Source organism: Listeria welshimeri serovar 6b str. SLCC5334 (assembly GCF_000060285.1).
In the GTDB taxonomy this organism is placed as follows: Bacteria; Bacillota; Bacilli; order Lactobacillales; family Listeriaceae; genus Listeria; species Listeria welshimeri.
The window spans coordinates 1,393,985-1,411,895 of sequence record NC_008555.1 but is presented as its reverse complement, the minus strand read 5'-3'; the positions used below and the strand labels follow the sequence as shown (position 1 = coordinate 1,411,895).

Annotated in this window: 15 protein-coding genes; all 15 read right to left on the bottom strand. The window is 36.9% G+C overall.

What is annotated here, in order from left to right; all coding sequences use genetic code 11:
- Positions 1 to 16: 16 nt before the first annotated feature.
- The 15 genes from mutS to LWE_RS07080 all read right to left on the bottom strand — a co-directional run bounded on the left by mutS (position 17) and on the right by LWE_RS07080 (position 17,732).
- Entirely contained in the window at positions 17 to 2,599 is a 2,583-nt protein-coding gene (gene mutS / locus LWE_RS07150; RefSeq protein WP_011702215.1) for a DNA mismatch repair protein MutS, read from the bottom strand.
- A gap of 109 nt (positions 2,600 to 2,708) precedes the next feature.
- Positions 2,709 to 3,071, bottom strand: a complete 363-nt coding sequence (locus LWE_RS07145; protein ID WP_011702214.1) for a YlbF/YmcA family competence regulator — start codon at positions 3,069 to 3,071, stop codon at positions 2,709 to 2,711.
- A 16-nt stretch (positions 3,072 to 3,087) separates the two neighbouring features.
- Entirely contained in the window at positions 3,088 to 3,891 is an 804-nt protein-coding gene (locus LWE_RS07140) for a TIGR00282 family metallophosphoesterase (protein WP_011702213.1), read from the bottom strand.
- Between the two features lie 4 nt (positions 3,892 to 3,895).
- Complete coding sequence (locus LWE_RS07135) at positions 3,896 to 4,393, bottom strand: GNAT family N-acetyltransferase (protein ID WP_011702212.1); 498 nt, start codon at positions 4,391 to 4,393, stop codon at positions 3,896 to 3,898.
- Positions 4,394 to 4,508: 115 nt separating this feature from the next.
- On the bottom strand, positions 4,509 to 6,071 hold the full coding sequence (gene rny, locus LWE_RS07130; RefSeq protein WP_011702211.1) for a ribonuclease Y: 1,563 nt from the start codon (positions 6,069 to 6,071) through the stop codon (positions 4,509 to 4,511).
- Positions 6,072 to 6,373: 302 nt separating this feature from the next.
- Complete coding sequence (gene recA / locus LWE_RS07125) at positions 6,374 to 7,420, bottom strand: recombinase RecA (RefSeq protein WP_011702210.1); 1,047 nt, start codon at positions 7,418 to 7,420, stop codon at positions 6,374 to 6,376.
- Between the two features lie 270 nt (positions 7,421 to 7,690).
- Entirely contained in the window at positions 7,691 to 8,938 is a 1,248-nt protein-coding gene (locus tag LWE_RS07120) for a competence/damage-inducible protein A (protein ID WP_011702209.1), read from the bottom strand.
- Between the two features lie 67 nt (positions 8,939 to 9,005).
- Positions 9,006 to 9,584 carry a CDP-diacylglycerol--glycerol-3-phosphate 3-phosphatidyltransferase gene (gene pgsA / locus LWE_RS07115; RefSeq protein WP_011702208.1) on the bottom strand — a complete coding sequence of 193 codons (579 nt, stop codon included), beginning with the start codon at positions 9,582 to 9,584 and terminating at the stop codon, positions 9,006 to 9,008.
- 90 nt (positions 9,585 to 9,674) lie between these two features.
- Positions 9,675 to 10,640, bottom strand: a complete 966-nt coding sequence (locus tag LWE_RS07110) for a helix-turn-helix domain-containing protein (protein WP_011702207.1) — start codon at positions 10,638 to 10,640, stop codon at positions 9,675 to 9,677.
- Between the two features lie 49 nt (positions 10,641 to 10,689).
- A complete protein-coding gene (gene ymfI / locus LWE_RS07105; RefSeq protein ID WP_011702206.1) occupies positions 10,690 to 11,421 on the bottom strand; it encodes an elongation factor P 5-aminopentanone reductase in 732 nt (243 codons plus the stop codon).
- Between the two features lie 100 nt (positions 11,422 to 11,521).
- Positions 11,522 to 12,808: an EF-P 5-aminopentanol modification-associated protein YfmH gene (yfmH, locus tag LWE_RS07100; RefSeq protein ID WP_011702205.1), complete on the bottom strand. Its 1,287-nt coding sequence runs from the start codon at positions 12,806 to 12,808 to the stop codon at positions 11,522 to 11,524.
- A complete protein-coding gene (yfmF, locus tag LWE_RS07095) occupies positions 12,789 to 14,081 on the bottom strand; it encodes an EF-P 5-aminopentanol modification-associated protein YfmF (protein WP_011702204.1) in 1,293 nt (430 codons plus the stop codon). The genes yfmH and yfmF overlap by 20 nt, the downstream gene beginning before the upstream one ends.
- A 117-nt stretch (positions 14,082 to 14,198) precedes the next feature.
- Positions 14,199 to 15,149 carry an ABC transporter permease gene (locus tag LWE_RS07090; RefSeq protein ID WP_011702203.1) on the bottom strand — a complete coding sequence of 317 codons (951 nt, stop codon included), beginning with the start codon at positions 15,147 to 15,149 and terminating at the stop codon, positions 14,199 to 14,201.
- The gene (locus LWE_RS07085) at positions 15,146 to 16,198 is read right to left on the bottom strand and encodes an ABC transporter permease (RefSeq protein ID WP_011702202.1); all 1,053 of its coding nucleotides are present in this window, start codon (positions 16,196 to 16,198) and stop codon (positions 15,146 to 15,148) included. The genes LWE_RS07090 and LWE_RS07085 overlap by 4 nt, the downstream gene beginning before the upstream one ends.
- Positions 16,191 to 17,732, bottom strand: coding sequence for an ABC transporter ATP-binding protein (locus LWE_RS07080; RefSeq protein WP_011702201.1), 1,542 nt, complete (start codon positions 17,730 to 17,732; stop codon positions 16,191 to 16,193). The genes LWE_RS07085 and LWE_RS07080 overlap by 8 nt, the downstream gene beginning before the upstream one ends.
- Positions 17,733 to 17,911: the final 179 nt, after the last annotated feature.

The window sequence follows — 17,911 nt, the reverse complement described above, 5'->3', positions numbered from 1 at the left end:
AACCCGCCTTTCTCTTTTAATGGATTTTGCTTTGAAGCTCGTATAGCTTGTTCATTGCGTCCATGGGTGTCATTTGCATAATATTCATCGATGCAATTTCTTTTATTAGTTTTGTTTCTTTAGAAGATGTTTTTTTCTCCGGTTCCACTGGGAACATGGATAATTGCACTTCTTCATGAATTTCTTCTGGTTGTTTCTCATTAGTAATAATTATTTTTTTGTTCTCATTTTCTAATTGTTCTAAAATACGGCTTGCACGCTCAATCAAAGACTTCGGTAATTCGGCTAACTCAGCGACATGAATACCATAACTTTTATCAGCTGGTCCTTCTTTAATTTTATGAAGAAAGACTACTTTTCCGTTTTCTTCCACTGCGCTAACATGTATATTTTGTAGACCACGTAGTTCTTTTTCAAGGTCTGTTAGTTCATGGTAATGGGTGGAAAATAGAGTTTTAGCATGGACGTTTTCATGGATATACTCGATAATTGCTTGGGCAAGCGCCATACCATCATAAGTTGCAGTTCCACGACCGATTTCATCAAATAATATTAAACTATCTTTCGTTGCATGGACAATGGCGTTTCGAGCTTCTAACATCTCTACCATGAAAGTACTTTGTCCAGCAATTAAATCATCCGCTGCTCCAATTCTAGTAAAAATTTGATCGAAAATTGGTAAAGTTGCTTCTTCAGCAGGAACAAAGCATCCTACTTGAGCACAAATTGCAGTTAGAGCTACTTGGCGCATATACGTACTTTTACCTGACATATTGGGGCCGGTAATAAGAAGAATTTCACGATTTTCATCCAAGTCACAGTCATTAGCTACATAGCTCTGCGCTCCCATTACTTTTTCCACTACCGGGTGACGGCCTTGCTTTACATGTAGTGACCCATCTTCACTTAATGTCGGACGAATGAAATGATTTTTCTCACTAATATCCGCAAAACTTTGCAAACAATCAATTTCGCTGACAGATTTTGCTAATTTTTGTAGGCGCTCTATGTAGTCTTTTACCATTTCGCGTACTTCAGTAAATAATAGATATTCTAATTCCATACTTTTTTCTTCTGCATCTAAAATGAGCTTTTCTTTTTCTTTTAGTTCAGGAGTAATATAACGTTCTGCATTTGTTAGGGTCTGCTTGCGTTCATAGCGGCCTTCTGGGAGCAAATGCGTGTTTGCTCGGGTAACTTCAATATAGTATCCAAATACCCGATTAAAGCCTACCTTCATCGTTTTAATGCCCGTTAGTTCACGTTCTTTACGTTCTAATTCCGCAATCCATGTTTTTCCATTGCGGCTTGCATCACGATACGTATCTAATTGGCTATTATAGCCATCCTTTATAATCCCGCCTTCACGAATCGAAATTGGTGCAGAATCCATAATGGCTTCTTCCAATTTTTCCGTCAATTGTTCGCATGGATCCAATTGGTTAGCTAGTTCAGTCAAGCTCTTACTATTCATTGATAATAAAGTCGCTCGAATACGCGGAATTTGGTATAACGAATTCCGCAGTTGAATTAAATCACGGGCATTCACATTACCGTATGCGACTCGACCAGCAAGGCGTTCTAAGTCATAGACATTTTTCAAGTTTTCTACTAATTCTAGGCGCTCAAAAAAGTTTGCCATTAATTCGCTAACATCGTTTTGACGTTCGATGATTTTCTTGCGGTCTATTAAAGGACGATCAATCCATTGTTTAAGCATCCTTCCACCCATAGCTGTTTGTGTATTATCTAATAGCCATAATAGTGTACCTTGACGTCCTTTTCCACGAATGGACTCCGCTAGTTCTAAATTGCGTTTGGAATAATAATCCATTTTCATATAGTTACTAGTTTCATAATGTACAGCTTGTTGTAAATGTCCTAAATCCCGCTTTTGAGTTTCTTTTAAATAATGCAGTAATTTACCAATGGCCCGTTTTTCTGATAGGGACATATGACGAGTAACTAATTTTTCGTTTTCAGAAGGAATTGTATCCTCTTCATGCACGGAAAAAGTTAAGCCAAGTTGCTCCTTCATCACATCTGAAAGCACTGTTTTTTCTGATTCCGAAACAATTAATTCTCTTGTCGAAAGTGTTGTTAGTTCGTTAATTAAACGATCTTCACTAGCTTCAATAACGGTTGATTTTAATTCACCTGTAGATAAATCAGAATAAGCAAAACCATATTCTTTTCCTTCGTAGCAATAAAGCGAGGCGATATAGTTATTTTCTTTCGCTTTTAAGCCACGTTCATCCATGACAGTTCCAGGTGAAATTAATTGCACTACTTCACGCTTCACCATGCCTTTGGTCGTTTTAGGATCCTCTACTTGCTCACAAATGGCTACTTTATATCCTTTTTCAATTAACGTGTCAATATAACCACTCGCCGAATGATAAGGAACGCCGCACATTGGTATTTTTTCTTTTGTTCCACCTTCACGACCTGTTAATGTAATTTCTAAAATTTGAGAAGCATTGAGTGCATCCTCAAAAAACATTTCATAAAAATCTCCTAAACGGAAAAATAAGAAAGCATCTTGATATTTATCTTTGATTTCCAAGTATTGCTTAATCATTGGTGTATATTCTGTCATTATCTCATCATCCCTTACTTCATTTTCATCCTTTCATTATAGCATAAATTTCCATTTCCCCGCGACTTCAAAAGAAAAAAACTGCTAGTGTTTCAGCAGTTTTAAATGGTTAATTTTCTTTTTCAAGTTCAGTAGTTACTTTTGTTGTAATCTCCGTTGTAATGGACTGTAATAGATCATTGGCGTCTTCTTGGGCGCGTCTGAATTCCGTTACAATTGGGAGTGAATCAATATCCGCACGAACATTATCAATTTGACTCTCCGTTTGTTTCATTGCTTCAATTTTTTGATAATGTTCTAAATTCACTGCTTCTTTTTGAAGTGATTTTATTTTAGAAACTTTCGCAGCTACTTTGGAATTAGCGTTTATTCTCTCCTCAGCTAGCCGGTAAAATGATACTTCTTCTGTCTGTTGAAGTGCATCACGAAGTTCTGTCGCTTTTTTCATAATTTCTTCTTTTGAAACGGTCACAATTTCATCTCCATTCTTAATCAAAGGAAAATGGGTGGTCTTCATTGATGAGAATTCGGTCAATTTTTTGCGCTTTTCCAGTGTTTTCGTCTAACGTTATCAGACAGCCAGATAGGACTGCTCGGCCAGTTTTAGGTACTTCAAATCTTGTTGGTAAGGCTGTTTTAAAACGGCGAATAACTGCTTCTTTTTCCATTCCAAGAATAGCATCATAAGGACCTGTCATTCCAGTATCCGTCAAATAAGCTGTTCCTTCTGGAAGAATACGATTATCAGACGTTTGCACATGTGTGTGTGTGCCGACGACAGCTGTTACACGTCCGTCTAAATACCAACCCATTGCTTCTTTTTCACTCGTTGTTTCCGCATGAAAATCCACAAAAATAATATGAGTTCGTTTTTTTGCTTCTTCTATCAAAGTATCCATTTTGCGGAAAGGGTCATCTAAATCCGCTAAAAAAGTACGGCCTTGCATGTTAATAACAGCAATTTCATGTTGATTACTTTTTACAAAAACCATACCTGTTCCTGGTGTCGTATCGTCTGGGAAGTTGGCTGGGCGTACTAAATATTTAGCTTCATCGATAAATTCAAAAATATCACGATTATCCCATGTATGGTTGCCAAGTGTTACTGCATTTGCCCCAAGTTCCAGAAAATCTTTATAAATTTTTTCTGTAATTCCACGTCCGCTTGCAGCATTTTCTCCATTAATAATTGTGACTGTGGGTTTATATTTTTTCTTTAATTGTGGTAAATATTCTGTTATGGCATCGCGACCGATAGAACCGACCACATCACCGATAAATAGTATTTTCATTTTGTTACTCTCCGTTTCTATTACTTCTTCGTTCTAATAAGGCGACATCACGAAAATCCCCATTTATTTCACCCAATTTTTCGTGAATGCATAAAGTTTGAAAACCATATGTATGATGAAGTGAAATACTAGCTTTATTCTCTGGGAAAATCAAGGATTGTAATGTCCAAAAGCCATTTTCTTCACTTGCTTGAATAATTTCTTGCATTAATGCTTTTCCAACACCTTTTCCACGAGCACTTTTTGCTATATAAATGCTTAACTCTGCTACCCCGCGATAAGCATACATACTTGAAAATGGTAGTAGTGCTGCCCAGCCAATCACTTGCTCATTCAGTAGGACAACTAGTCGACAAGTTTTTAAATACTTCGCGTCCCATGATTCAAACGTGAGTACCTTTTCTTGAAAAGTTGCATTTCCTGTATCTATACCTTCTTGGTGAACTGCCGCAACACCAGCATAGTGTTCTTTTGACATTGGCAAAATTTTCCAATCACTCAAAAACTTCGCCTCCCTTATTTTGTTTATCTTATAATTATACCGTTCTTATTCAAGCTAGGCAAACGATTAAAAAAAGATACACCGCAAAATAAATTCGCGATGTACCTTTATATTACTATTTAGCGTATTCTACTGCTCTTGTTTCACGAATTACAGTCACTTTGATATGACCAGGGTAATCTAATTCCTCTTCAATTCGTTTTCTTATGTCGCGAGCAAGTCGGTAAGAAGAAAGATCATCAATTGTATCTGGTTCAACGATGATACGTACTTCACGCCCTGCTTGGATTGCATAAGATTTTTCTACACCATCATAAGACTCAGAAATTTCTTCTAATTTTTCTAAACGACGAATGTAATTTTCAAGCGTTTCACTACGAGCTCCTGGTCTTGCAGCAGAAAGTGCATCCGCTGCTGCAACCAATACTGCGATAACAGAAGTAGCTTCTGTATCTCCATGATGGGAAGCAATACTGTTGATTACCACATCATTTTCTTTGTATTTAGTAGCAAGTTCCACGCCGATTTCAACGTGACTTCCTTCAATTTCATGGTCAATTGCTTTACCAATGTCATGAAGTAGTCCGGCCCGTTTAGCAAGCGTAACGTCTTCGCCAAGCTCTCCTGCCAAAATACCAGCAAGTTTCGAAACTTCGAGTGAGTGGTTAAGAACGTTTTGTCCGTAACTAGTACGATAACGCAAGCGGCCAAGAATTTTTATCAAATCAGGATGGATGGAGTGAATTCCAACTTCAAATGTTGCTTGTTCCCCGACTTCACGAATGTGTTCATCAACCTCTTTACGGGCTTTGTCCACCATTTCTTCAATTCGAGCAGGATGGATTCGTCCATCTTGAACAAGTTTTTCTAAGGCGATTCTAGCGATTTCACGTCGAATTGGATCAAATCCGGAAAGAATAACTGCTTCCGGTGTATCATCAATTATCAAGTCAATCCCTGTAAGCGTTTCTAGCGTACGAATATTACGGCCTTCACGTCCGATAATTCGTCCTTTCATCTCATCATTTGGTAAGGTAACAACAGATACTGTTGTTTCTGCCACATGATCAGCTGCACAACGCTGGATAGCTAGTGAGAGAATATTCTTTGCTTTTTTATCCGACTCTTCCTTGGCCCGGTTTTCTGTTTCTTTGACCATGATTGCAGTATCATGTGTTAATTCATCTTCTACCTGGTTAAGGATGATAGATTTCGCTTCTTCTTTGCTGAGCGCAGAAATTCTTTCAAGTTCTGTCTGCTCCGCTTGAATCATCTCAGCTAGTTTGCTTTCTTTCTCTTCAATTTGTTGTTGACGTTTACTGATACTCTCCTCTTTTCTTTCAAGTGTAGCTTCTCGTTTACTTAAAGAAGTATCTTTACGGTCGAGGTTTTCCTCCCTTTGCAATAAGCGATTTTCTGCTTTCTGTGTCTCTGTTCTTCGCCCACGAAGTTCATTTTCGATTTCAGTACGTAACCTATGATTCTCTTCCTTCGCTTCAAGCAATGCTTCTTTTTTTGTAGTTTCTGCTTCTTTCTTGGCATCTTCTACAATTAATTCAGCAGTCCCCCTTGCAGCAGCCAGTTTTTTCTCTGTACTAGATTTAAAAATTAGAGAACCAACAACTAGACCGACGATTAAGAAAAGCAAACTGGAGATGATCGTGATTGCGATTGTCATCCTTACACCTCCTTTGCTATTCAATTTTCGTTATTGTTATGTCGGTGGCCAGAATTATCTGGCACATGCGTATTTTTCATCAACAACCGAGCGCTAATCTCCCCATTCGGTTGAAGCCGATTTTCAAAGGAAAAACATCCCCCTTGTCTCCCAGCAATATAAAATATACAACTTAATTTTATAGGTCAAAGCATACAATGTCAAGAAAAGGAATGAAATGTCAGCTTATTTTCCGTAGTTTTTTTAAAATAATAAAAAATACGCAGTAGGAAGTAAAATTCCTACTGCGTATTTGGTATCAATTATTCGTCATCTAGCAAACTTAAAGTCTCTTCTGTTTCTTCAAGAGGTTCTTTGTTCGCTCCATCAATTTCATATTCTTCACGAACACGTTGTGAAATTTCATCACGGATGTCTGTATGTTCTTTCAAATATTGTTTTGCATTTTCACGGCCTTGACCGATACGTTCTTCTTTGTATGAATACCAAGAACCACTCTTATTGATTACGTCTACTTCTGCAGCCATATCAACAAGTTCACCTTCGCGTGAAATACCTTCTCCGTACATGATATCTACTTCCGCAATACGGAATGGGGGAGCTACCTTATTTTTTACAACTTTGATTTTGGTTTTGTTACCCATTACATCTGTACCTTGTTTAAGTTGTTCCGCACGTCTTACTTCTAGACGAACAGTGGAATAGAACTTAAGTGCGCGCCCACCAGGAGTTATTTCAGGGTTACCAAACATAACACCAACTTTTTCACGGATTTGGTTAATGAAAATAGCAATTGTTTTGGATTTATTGATAGCTCCGGAAAGTTTACGTAGAGCTTGAGACATTAAACGCGCTTGTAAACCAACATGCGCATCACCCATTTCGCCTTCAATTTCTGCGCGAGGTACTAATGCGGCTACAGAGTCAATAACCAACATATCGACTGCACCACTTCTTACTAATGCTTCTGCGATTTCTAAAGCTTGTTCTCCTGTATCAGGTTGAGATAATAGTAATTCATCAATGTTAACACCTAAGTTTTTCGCATATGCTGGGTCTAGAGCATGTTCGGCATCAATAAATGCTGCTGTGCCACCTTGTGCTTGAACCTCAGCAATCGCATGTAGTGCAACGGTTGTTTTACCAGAACTTTCTGGTCCATAAACTTCAATGATACGTCCTCGAGGATATCCGCCGACTCCTAAAGCAATATCTAATGCTAATGAGCCACTGGAAATAGTAGATATATTTTGGTCTGAATGTTCCCCTAATTTCATGATGGAACCTTTACCGAATTGTTTTTCAATTTGTTTTAATGCTTGGTCTAATGCCGCTTGACGATCGTTCACGTTGTTGCCTCCTTCATAAATATCCTAATAGCTGTTTCTTTACTTCTTCTCTCTCAAAAAAACAGTCAGAATGTTTTTCCTAGAATTACTATAACGCATTTCAGAGTGAGAAGCAAGCAAAAAGCGAACATTTATTCGTATTTTTTATTTTGTGTAAGCACCGGCTGCTTTCTCCTTTATTATAGCGGGATTCAAAGGGTTCGTCTAATACTTTTTTATGCTTAATATTTACTTTTTCTTGAAAATAATTGTTTTTTCTTTAGGTGGAATTCACTTATTCGTTTCTAAAAAATGCTTAATTAGTTGAAATCCTTGTTTTACTGCTCTACGTCGATTATGGTTTCTATCACGACCATACACATACTGAAATGCTTCAGATTCATTCCCTTTGACACTTAAGCCAATCCAAATTGTGCCTGCTGGGTGACCTTCCAGACTATCTGGACCAGCTACACCAGTAAAACTAATACCAATATCCGTGTCACAAAGGCGTCTTACATTTTCCGCCATTACTTTGGCACATTCCGAACTTACAACACCATGCTCTTCTATAACTTCAGCTGGGACTTGCAACATTGATTGCTTAACTTCTTCACTATAAGTTACCATTCCGCCTTTAAATATACTTGATATACCAGGAAAACGAGCAATTTCAGCTTGGAATAATCCAGCTGTAAAACTTTCAGCAGCAGCTATCGTCATTTTTCTTTCTAATAACATTGCCGTTACATGTTCTGGCAAGGAAACTTCTCCATAGCCGTATAAGAAAGTACCATCACGGCGTAAAATCTCTTCTTCCATATCCTTTACTAATGCAGCTGCTTTTTCTTTTGTACTAGCTGTAGCAGTGATACGAACTACAACCTCATTGTCGCCTGCATATGTTGCAAGTGTTGGATTTACTTGATTAAGAATTAAATCATTTAAATCTGCAGCCAATTGAGACTCACCTATACCGAAAAATCGCATTATTTTAGATTCTAAAATAATTTTTTCGCCATTTTCACTTACAAGAAGCGGATTAGCATAGCTAGTAAACATTGGCTTCATTTCAGACGGGGGACCAGGCAATAAAATATATGTATGCTTATTTGCTTTTAAATACATACCAGCTGCGAAGCCATAGTCGTTATTTAGTACAACTGAATCCTCAATAATAACGGCTTGTAATTTGTTATTTTCCGTCATTTTTCTACTTCTTGATGTGAAATATTCCGTAATTTTATTCATATGAAACTCGTCTTCTACTAACCTTTTGTTTAAATGATCAGCTAAGATTTGTTTTGTAATATCATCTTCTGTTGGTCCAAGTCCACCTGTAAATATTAAAATATCACTACGATTTTCTGCAATTTTTATTACTTCTTTTAAACGTTCAGGATTATCACCAACAACGGTGTGATGATAAACGTAAATCCCATCAGCAGCTAATTCTTGTGAAATAAATGCTGCATTAGAGTTCACGATTTGTCCTAGTAATAATTCTGTTCCCACTGCAATAATCTCTGCACTTGCCATTTTGATTCATCTCCCATTCGATTTTTTTGTATAGAAAAAAGCACACGATGGTATGCTTTTTTATTTATTACATGGATCCTTTGAATACACCACGATTTTTGTAGAAATAGTCTATTCCCGACCATACTGCAAAGAATGCACATACATATAGGAAAATTAAATCTACACGAATGCCTGTCCAAGCAAATGGGAAATTATTAAGTAACATGAGCGGGATAGCAATCATTTGTGTGAATGTTTTAATTTTACCAAGTTGACCAGCTGCTAAAACTTCTCCACCTTCTACTAGCAATAAGCGAAGACCAGTTACAGCAAGCTCACGACTGATAATTAAAATAACTACCCATGATGGAGCAATGTGCATTTCAACCAAAATTATGAAAGCAGCTGCCACTAAAAGCTTATCTGCCATTGGATCTGCGAATTTACCAAAATTGGTAATTAAATTATATTTACGTGCTAAATATCCATCGAACCAGTCTGTCAAAGCAGCGACAATAAATATAATTGTTGCAACTAAGCTTGTGACCGAAATAGTCGAATCAAGCCAACTTACGCTTCCCCAATCAAAAGGTACTACACAAAGAATGACAAAAATTGGTATCATGAAAATTCGAATAACCGTCAATTTATTAGGTAAGTTCATTTTTTTCTCTCCTTTTTTACATTTAAAACGTATGTAATTATAAAAAATGTTGGCGAAATCTACTTATTAGATTTCGCCACATAAAACAACTTATTCTGCACTTGAGCTTGAATCGGAACTAGTATCACTAGCTTCTTCTAATTTAATTGTGAGCACTTGCTTCACAAGTGTAGGAGCTAATTCCAGTTGTTTATCATTAATTTTAACAGTTGTAACAGGCGAGTTTCCAATAACTACAGAAACAGTTTTGTTCGTGCCTAAATCAATCTCAGCAGAAGGATTCTGAGCAGATAAAGTTACATTTTGGATAGTAGCTCCACTCGCATCAGAAACGCCAATCCATGAGTCACCAGTTGCGCTGAGCGATAGTGCCATCTTGTCTGTATTTTTCACTGTATAAGTGGTTGCATTTCCAGACGTTTCGCCTTTAGTGATTTCAAGTTCTTTGGAGGTGTCTTCTTTTTTGTCTTTATTTGCTTCTTCTGTAGATTTTTTATCATCAGAAGTAGTGTCTTTTTTTGTAGTATCTTTGCTTGTAGTGTCTTTACTCGTATCCTTGTCTTTTGTTGAATCTTCAACTTTCACCGTTGGATTGCTAGTATCTGTTTTCACTTTTTCAGTTGAATTATCTTGTTTATTAAGCAAGAAAAACCAAATAATGAAAAGAATGAAGACGATAAATAAAGCAATTAGAATTTTTGGTAAAATATCAAAGAAACGATTACGAGAATTTGTTTGATTACCTACTGATTGAGCAGGCATCGGGTTTCTTTTACTTTGTACTCGAGTTGGCTCATTGTTAACTACTTCTTGTTGCGGTGTATCTGGAACTTCACTCTCAAACTCATCAAAAAGCGTTGCACTATCGAGCCCAACAGCTTCAGCATATTGTTTAATAAATGCCCTTGCATAAAATTTCCCAGGCATTACAGCATAATTTCCTTCTTCAATCGCTACTAAATAACGTTTTTGAATTTTCGTTATCTGTTGCAAGTCGTCTAAACTGAGTCCTTTTTCACGTCTAGCTTGTTTCAGTTTATCACCGAGTTCTGTCAAAATTAAACACCTACCATTATTAAATTCAAATTTCCACTTTTATTAAAATTCACATAAGCCAACCGCCATTTAAGCGCAAAACTTCTCCAGTGATATAGCTTGCTTTTTTACTTGTTAAAAATTCTACGGTTTCTGCAATTTCTTCCGGTTTTGCAAAACGTTTTAAAGGAATTTCCTGACGTAATATTTCTTTTTCTTCCAGCGAAAATTGATCCATCATTTTCGTTTTTACAACACCTGGAGTTACTGCGTTAACAGTTATGCCCGACAGTCCAACTTCTTGACTAAGAGCCTTACAAAAAGCAATTTGAGCGCCTTTTACTGTAGAATAAACGACTTCCATTGACGCGCCAATTTCTCCCCAGATAGAACTGATGAAAACAATTCTTCCTTGCTGACTTTTCATAAGTTTTGGTATGAAAATCTGGATTAAACGCATTGGCATATACATATGGACATTCCATAATTTTGTCATATCTAAATCTGTAGTATCCTGGAATAAAGCATAGTGAGAATGCCCTGCTGCATGGATAAATGCATCTACTTGAAAAACTTGCTTTTCTATCTCTTTTAAACTTGAAAAATCATCAAAATCGGCTTGAATCAATATGACATCGATGTTTTCAGCTTGTAGTTTTGGCACTATATCTTCCACAGCTTGTCTATTTTGATAATAATGAAGATACAAGTTCCAGCCAGCTTTTGCAAGTGCTATACAAATCGCTTGTCCAATTTCACCGCTAGCTCCAGTAACAAAAGCATATTTTGTTTCTTTATCCAAAAAAAGGCAACCCTTTCCAGTCTATTTCTTTTATGATAGCATGACTTAAGAATTTATGCCATTTTTTATACTAAAAAAAGAAAAAATGGCATAAATATGTTTATTTTTCTGGAAGGAGTTGGAAACTAGTAGTCCGTTCTTCTTCATCTAAATTTTTAACAAAAGAATTTACTTCTTCTAATGTGACTGTTTCCATTAGAGGCAAAATATCAAATAAAGAAGCAGATTTCATTACATACTGGCTGAATTGATTGGCAATAAACTCAGGTGAGTTAAGTGATCGCAAAAATTGACCAATCCGTTTACGTTTCACTAAAGCCAAATCAGCTTCATTTAAACCATTTTTAGCTGCTTTTTTTATCGCTTCAATGATTTTCGCAGTTTGTTTATCAGGGTCTTTCGCATCGCCACCTACAAGCACGAACGAAAAACTATCTTGAAGTGTGTAGTCGTATCCAAAAGTATCGTCAATTATACCTTTATTATACAATTCCAGATAGGTATCAGAGGTTGTGCCAAATAACATCTCGAGCGCTACATCACCAATAATTTCTTGTTTGATAGCTGCTTGCCCTTCTAAAGAACCGATATCTTCTTTAATGCCCACCAAATTTTTTGCAATTTGCACTGGGAAATGTATTTTACGTTCTTTTACTGAAACAGTTTTTGGTTCTTCAGGGAAATGACGCTTGATTGGCGCAGCTTCGGCAAAATCTTTTTTTGCTTGATTGGCACGAATTTGGTCCATCATTTGTTCTGGTTCTAAATTACCTACAACGAAAAGCACCATATTACTAGGATGATAGAATGTGTTATAGCAAAGGTAGAGTAAATCTTTATTAATTTCTGCAATAGACTCGACTGTACCTGCGATATCAATTTTTACGGGATGATTATGATACATATTTTCAATCACACCAAAATAAGCACGAAAATCTGGATCATCATCATACATTCTGATTTCTTGGCCAATAATACCTTTTTCTTTTTCAACTGTTTCTTCTGTAAAATAAGGTGCTTGTACGAAATCAATTAATGTTTCCAAGTTTTCTTCCACACGAGAAGTGCTTGAAAAAAGATAGGCTGTTTTTGTAAAAGAAGTAAAAGCATTTGTGAACGCGCCTTTTTCACCGAATTTAAAGAAAACATCGCCGTCTTCTTTTTCAAACATTTTATGTTCTAAGAAATGGGCAATACCATCTGGAACTTTAGTGAATTCCGTTTCACCAATTGGTACGAAATTATTATCAATTGCGCCATAATTAGTTGTAAAAACAGCATAGGTTTTACTAAATCCTTGTTTTGGAAGAAGATAAACTTGTAAACCATTTGCCATTTTTTCATGAAATACAGCTTCTTTTACTTGCTCAAATGTGATTTTTTCCATGAAGTTCTTCTCCTCCCTTACTCAAGAAATAAGTTGTGTCGGGTTTGATTTTGTTAATAGCAGCCACTACTTCTTCTTTTGTTGTTTGTTTAATTACTTTAATCCAATTATCTAAATCTAGATTTGCTTCGCGTAAAACATTGTTATAAACAAGTTCAATTAGACCTTGTGCTTGGTCGTTTGTTTCAAGTAATTGATTAATCAACATTTCTTTGGTTTGATTTAATTCATCTTCTGTAAAGTCACCTTGCTTCATTGCGACAATTTGTTCTTCAATTATCGTTAAAGCTTGCTCGTAATTCACTTCATCAATACCCGCTGAAATAATCATATATCCCTTAAATGAATCAATTCGGCTTGAGGCATAGTAAGCCAGACTTGCTTTTTCCCGAACATTAATAAAAATCTTGGAATTCGCGTAACCACCAAGAAGGCCGTTAGCAAGTTGTAATGCGACAAAATCATCGTCTCCAAATAAAGTTTCTGTTTGGAAGCCAAGAACAAGTTTTCCTTGGTTAATGGCTTGTTGTTCATGAATAACGCGTGTTTTTTCAGGCGCTTTTTTTGTATAAAAAATACCTTTTCGTTCAGGACGCGGAGCAAAAGCCATATTTTCAATTAATGGCATGACTTCATCTTTAGTTACGTCCCCGCATATAAATATTTCAATTACATCTTCAGAAATAAATTGTAGATAATAATCATATAAATCTTTTGCTGTAATGGCGTCAACATCTTCTAAAACACCAGCAGATCCGAAACGAAAAGCATCGTCTTGGAACATTTCTTCGATTAATCTTTTAGAGGCAAATCTGATTTTATCATCATAAATTCCTTCTAAACTACTTTTCAAATTTTCTTTTTCGCGAGCAACAATTGCTTCGTCAAAAGAGCCATTTGTCACATTGGGTTGAAATAATGCTTCTTCCATAAATTGAAAAGCATCGTTTAAAATATGTTCCCCATCTGATACAAACTGCCCATCAATCATATCAAAAACAACGGTTAAAACATGTTCGTTTCCTTTTTTTGCTGTAGTTGTATAAAAATTTGCGCCATATAAATTAGCTAACTGTTTTCTGAAAGCAGTTTGTGTTGGATATTTTTTACTATTTGTTTCTAACAATATCGAAAGTAAAGATCTTTTTGTTACCGTTTCTCTTTCTAATGGAGCGCGGAATTTAAAAACAATTTTATTTGATTTATATTTTTGGGTAGGAACGATTGTAAGTGCAACCGGACCAACTTTTTCTTGAAATATTTTGTCTGTCATTATAATGCTCCTTTCAAGCAATGATCTCACTTTCTTATTGTATCCTAAGTTGTTGCCACGCACAATTTTCTAGCACAAAAAAACAGCCTAGAATTATATCTAGACTGCTCTTATGTTTTATTTACCTTTAATGTAGTTCACACCATCTGCTTTTGGAGCTTCGGATTTACCGATAAAGCCAACAAGCGCAAGAATTGTTAATACATAAGGCGCAATTTGCAAGTAAACGTCTGGAATATCTTTGAAAAAAGGTAACGAGCCGCCGGTAATTGCCAAACATTGCGCAAATCCGAAGAAAATTGCCGCTCCCATTGCTCCAAGTGGGTTCCATTTACCAAATATCATTGCTGCTAGAGCCATATAACCTTGACCGGAAATAGTTGCGTGTCCGAAATCAAGTGTAAATGATTGTGCGTACACAGCGCCACCTAAGCCGCCAAGAATACCAGAAATGATAACACCTTGATATCTCATCCAACGAACTTTGATCCCCATTGTGTCAGCTGCCAGAGGGTGCTCCCCTACTGAACGTAGACGAAGACCAAAGCGAGTTTTATAAATAATGAACCAAGAAACGATTGCAAAAATAATCGCCACATAACTCATTACCGGAACGTTTTTAAAGAATATATCACCAATGACTGGAATATCACTTAAAACTGGAATATCCGGTTTACCGAAGTAATATTTGATTTGATCTGTTTGGCCTTTATCATAAATTACTTTTACAAGGAATAAAGAAAGACCTGTTGCTAAAAAGTTAATCGCAACACCACTGATAACATGGTCTGCGCGGAAATTAATTGTTGCAACGGCATGAACTAGCGAGAATAATCCTCCTACTAGCATTGCTGCGATAAGTGAAATCCAAGGAGTTAAATTACCAAAAGTATCTTGGAAAGTAAGGTTAAAGACGATAGCAGAAAATGCTCCCATTACCATCATACCTTCTAGCCCAATATTGACTACACCGCCACGTTCGGAATAAACGCCCCCGAGTGCTGTAAAAATTAGCGGGCCTGCCATAAGCAGTGTACTAGAAACAATTGTCGCTAAAATGGCTGTCATTCTGCTTTCGCCCCCTTCTTAAATTTTGCCATCGCCCAGCGGATAATGTAGCTGGATGCCACAAAGAAGATAATCAGAGCGATAATTACATTGACTAATTCGTTTGGTACGCCTGCAACTGCTGGCATGTTTAACGCTCCTACTTTTAGAGCCCCGAACAAAATAGCAGAGAAGACAATTCCAATTGGAGAACTTCCTCCGAGTAATGCAACGGCAATACCGTCAAAACCGATTCCTGGAGAAGAAGTTAAAACATAAGCCGTTCCATATGTTCCAAGACCTTCCATAACACCACCAAGACCAGCAAGTGCTCCAGCAATAACCATAGAGAAGATAATGGTTTTCTTCACACTCATACCGGCATATTGCGATGCATTTTCATTAAATCCAACTGCCTCGATTTCATAACCGAATGTTGTTTTATTTAGCATTAACCAAATAATAAGTGCAAAACCAAGGGCAATCAATATCCCCCAATGTAAAGACGAATAATCGGTCATGGATTGTAGTAATTCAGATTGTAATGAAGCAGATGCATGAATTTCTTGTGTTTTATCTAAACCATCTGTAAGTAGATTTTGTACTACGTAGTTGAAAATATAAAGTGCTGTGTAGTTGAGCATAATGGTGACAATAACTTCATTTACTCGTAAAGTTGCTTTTAAAATACCTGGAATGAATGCCCAAATTGCACCGAAAACCATACCAGTAATAATTGCAAGCGGTAAATGAATCCATTTAGTTAAGCCTTCAAAGTTTACAGCGATGATGATGGAACCTAACCACCCCATAAGCATTTGACCTTCCGCACCGATGTTGAAAAGTCCAGCTTTGAATGCAACAGCGACAGATAGACCAACTAAAATATATGGTGTAGCTTGGCGAATCGTTTCCCCAATATAGAAATTTTCTCCAACAACACCTTCTATAAGCGCTGAGTAACCAGCAATTGGGTCATATCCAAAAATAAGCATGATGATCGCACCGCAGATAAGTCCTAGGATAACGGCTGTAACTGGGATAACTAATGCTTGTAGTCGTTTAGACATGCTCTTTTTCCCCCATTTCCGCTTCCTGTTTGGATGAACCAGCCATCATAAGACCAAGTTCTTGCTCCGTTGTCTCTTTTGGATCAACAATAGCAACAATTTTCCCTTCATAAATAACCGCAATACGGTCACTAACATTCATGATTTCATCTAATTCAAACGACATAAGTAGTACCGCTTTTCCATTATCTCGTTGTTCAATCAAACGTCTATGAATGAATTCAATTGCGCCAACATCTAGTCCACGTGTTGGCTGAGCCGCAATTAAGAAATCTGGATTACGGTGTATTTCTCGAGCTATAATCGCTTTTTGCTGATTCCCGCCAGAAAGTGATTTAGCAGCTACGTATTCACTACTTGCCCGAACATCATATTCTTCAATTAGCTCACGTGCAAAATCATACATTGCTTTATGATTGAGGAAGCCTTTACTTGAAATAGGTTTTTTATAGTATGTTTGTAAAGCAATATTTTCTCCTAAAGACATTTCGAGTACTAAACCATGTTTATGACGATCTTCTGGAATATGACCTAAACCAGCTTCCGTAATTTTACGAGGTTTTTTATTCTCAATATGCTCACCGTTTAGAAGAATACTTCCACTTGTCACTTTCGAAAGACCTGCAATGGCAGAAATAAGTTCACTTTGACCGTTACCATCAACGCCAGCAATTCCAACAATTTCACCAGCTCTGACTGTTAAGTTCAGTCCGCGAACACTTTCAACGCCGCGACTTTCTTTAACAACTAAATCTTTCACTTCTAAAACATCTTTTCCAGGAGTGGCTTCTATTTTTTCTGTTGTGAAAACCACTTCGCGACCAACCATTAAATTAGCTAAGTCTTGTGGAGTTGTTTCAGGAACGTTCACTGTACCCATACCTTTACCACGGCGGATAACTGTTACACGATCACAAACATCCATAATTTCTTTTAATTTATGTGTAATTAAAATAATTGATTTGCCTTCTTTTATAAGAGAACGCATAATTTGAATCAATTCTTTAATCTCTTGAGGTGTTAAAACAGCAGTTGGTTCATCAAAAATTAAAATATCTGCACCACGATAAAGTGTTTTTAGGATTTCCACACGTTGTTGCATACCGATGGAAATATCGCGTACAACAGCATTTGGATCAACTCGTAAACCGTATCGATCAGAAATTTCTTTAATTTCTTCTACCGCTTTTTTCTTTTCGATAACGCCAAGCTTGCTCGGTTCTTTACCAAGAATGATATTTTCAGCAACCGTGAATTTATCCACTAACATGAAATGCTGATGGACCATTCCGATTCCAAGCTCATTTGCTTTGTTCGGGCTGCTAATATTTTCTTTCGTACCACGAACACGAATTTCGCCGCCATCTGGTTCATATAGACCAAACAAGACATTCATTAGCGTAGATTTCCCTGCGCCATTCTCACCTAACAAAGCATGAATTTCTCCCTGCTTTAACTGTAAGGTAATGTTATCATTTGCTACAAATCCAGAGAATTCCTTCCTGATTCCTAACATTTCAATAACAAAGTCCACTTCTTCACTCCCCTTGTCGTCTGGTTCAAACTGGAAAAACAGCCACACGCGCGATTCTCTCGAAGGACGCCGCCTCTCCCCGTACTTCCTCCCGAAGAAGGTTCCGAGTTTTTTATCCGTTTGTTGTTAATGACTTTTTCGCTTAAAAAGCTTTGTATGTTGTCAGTCACGATTCATTA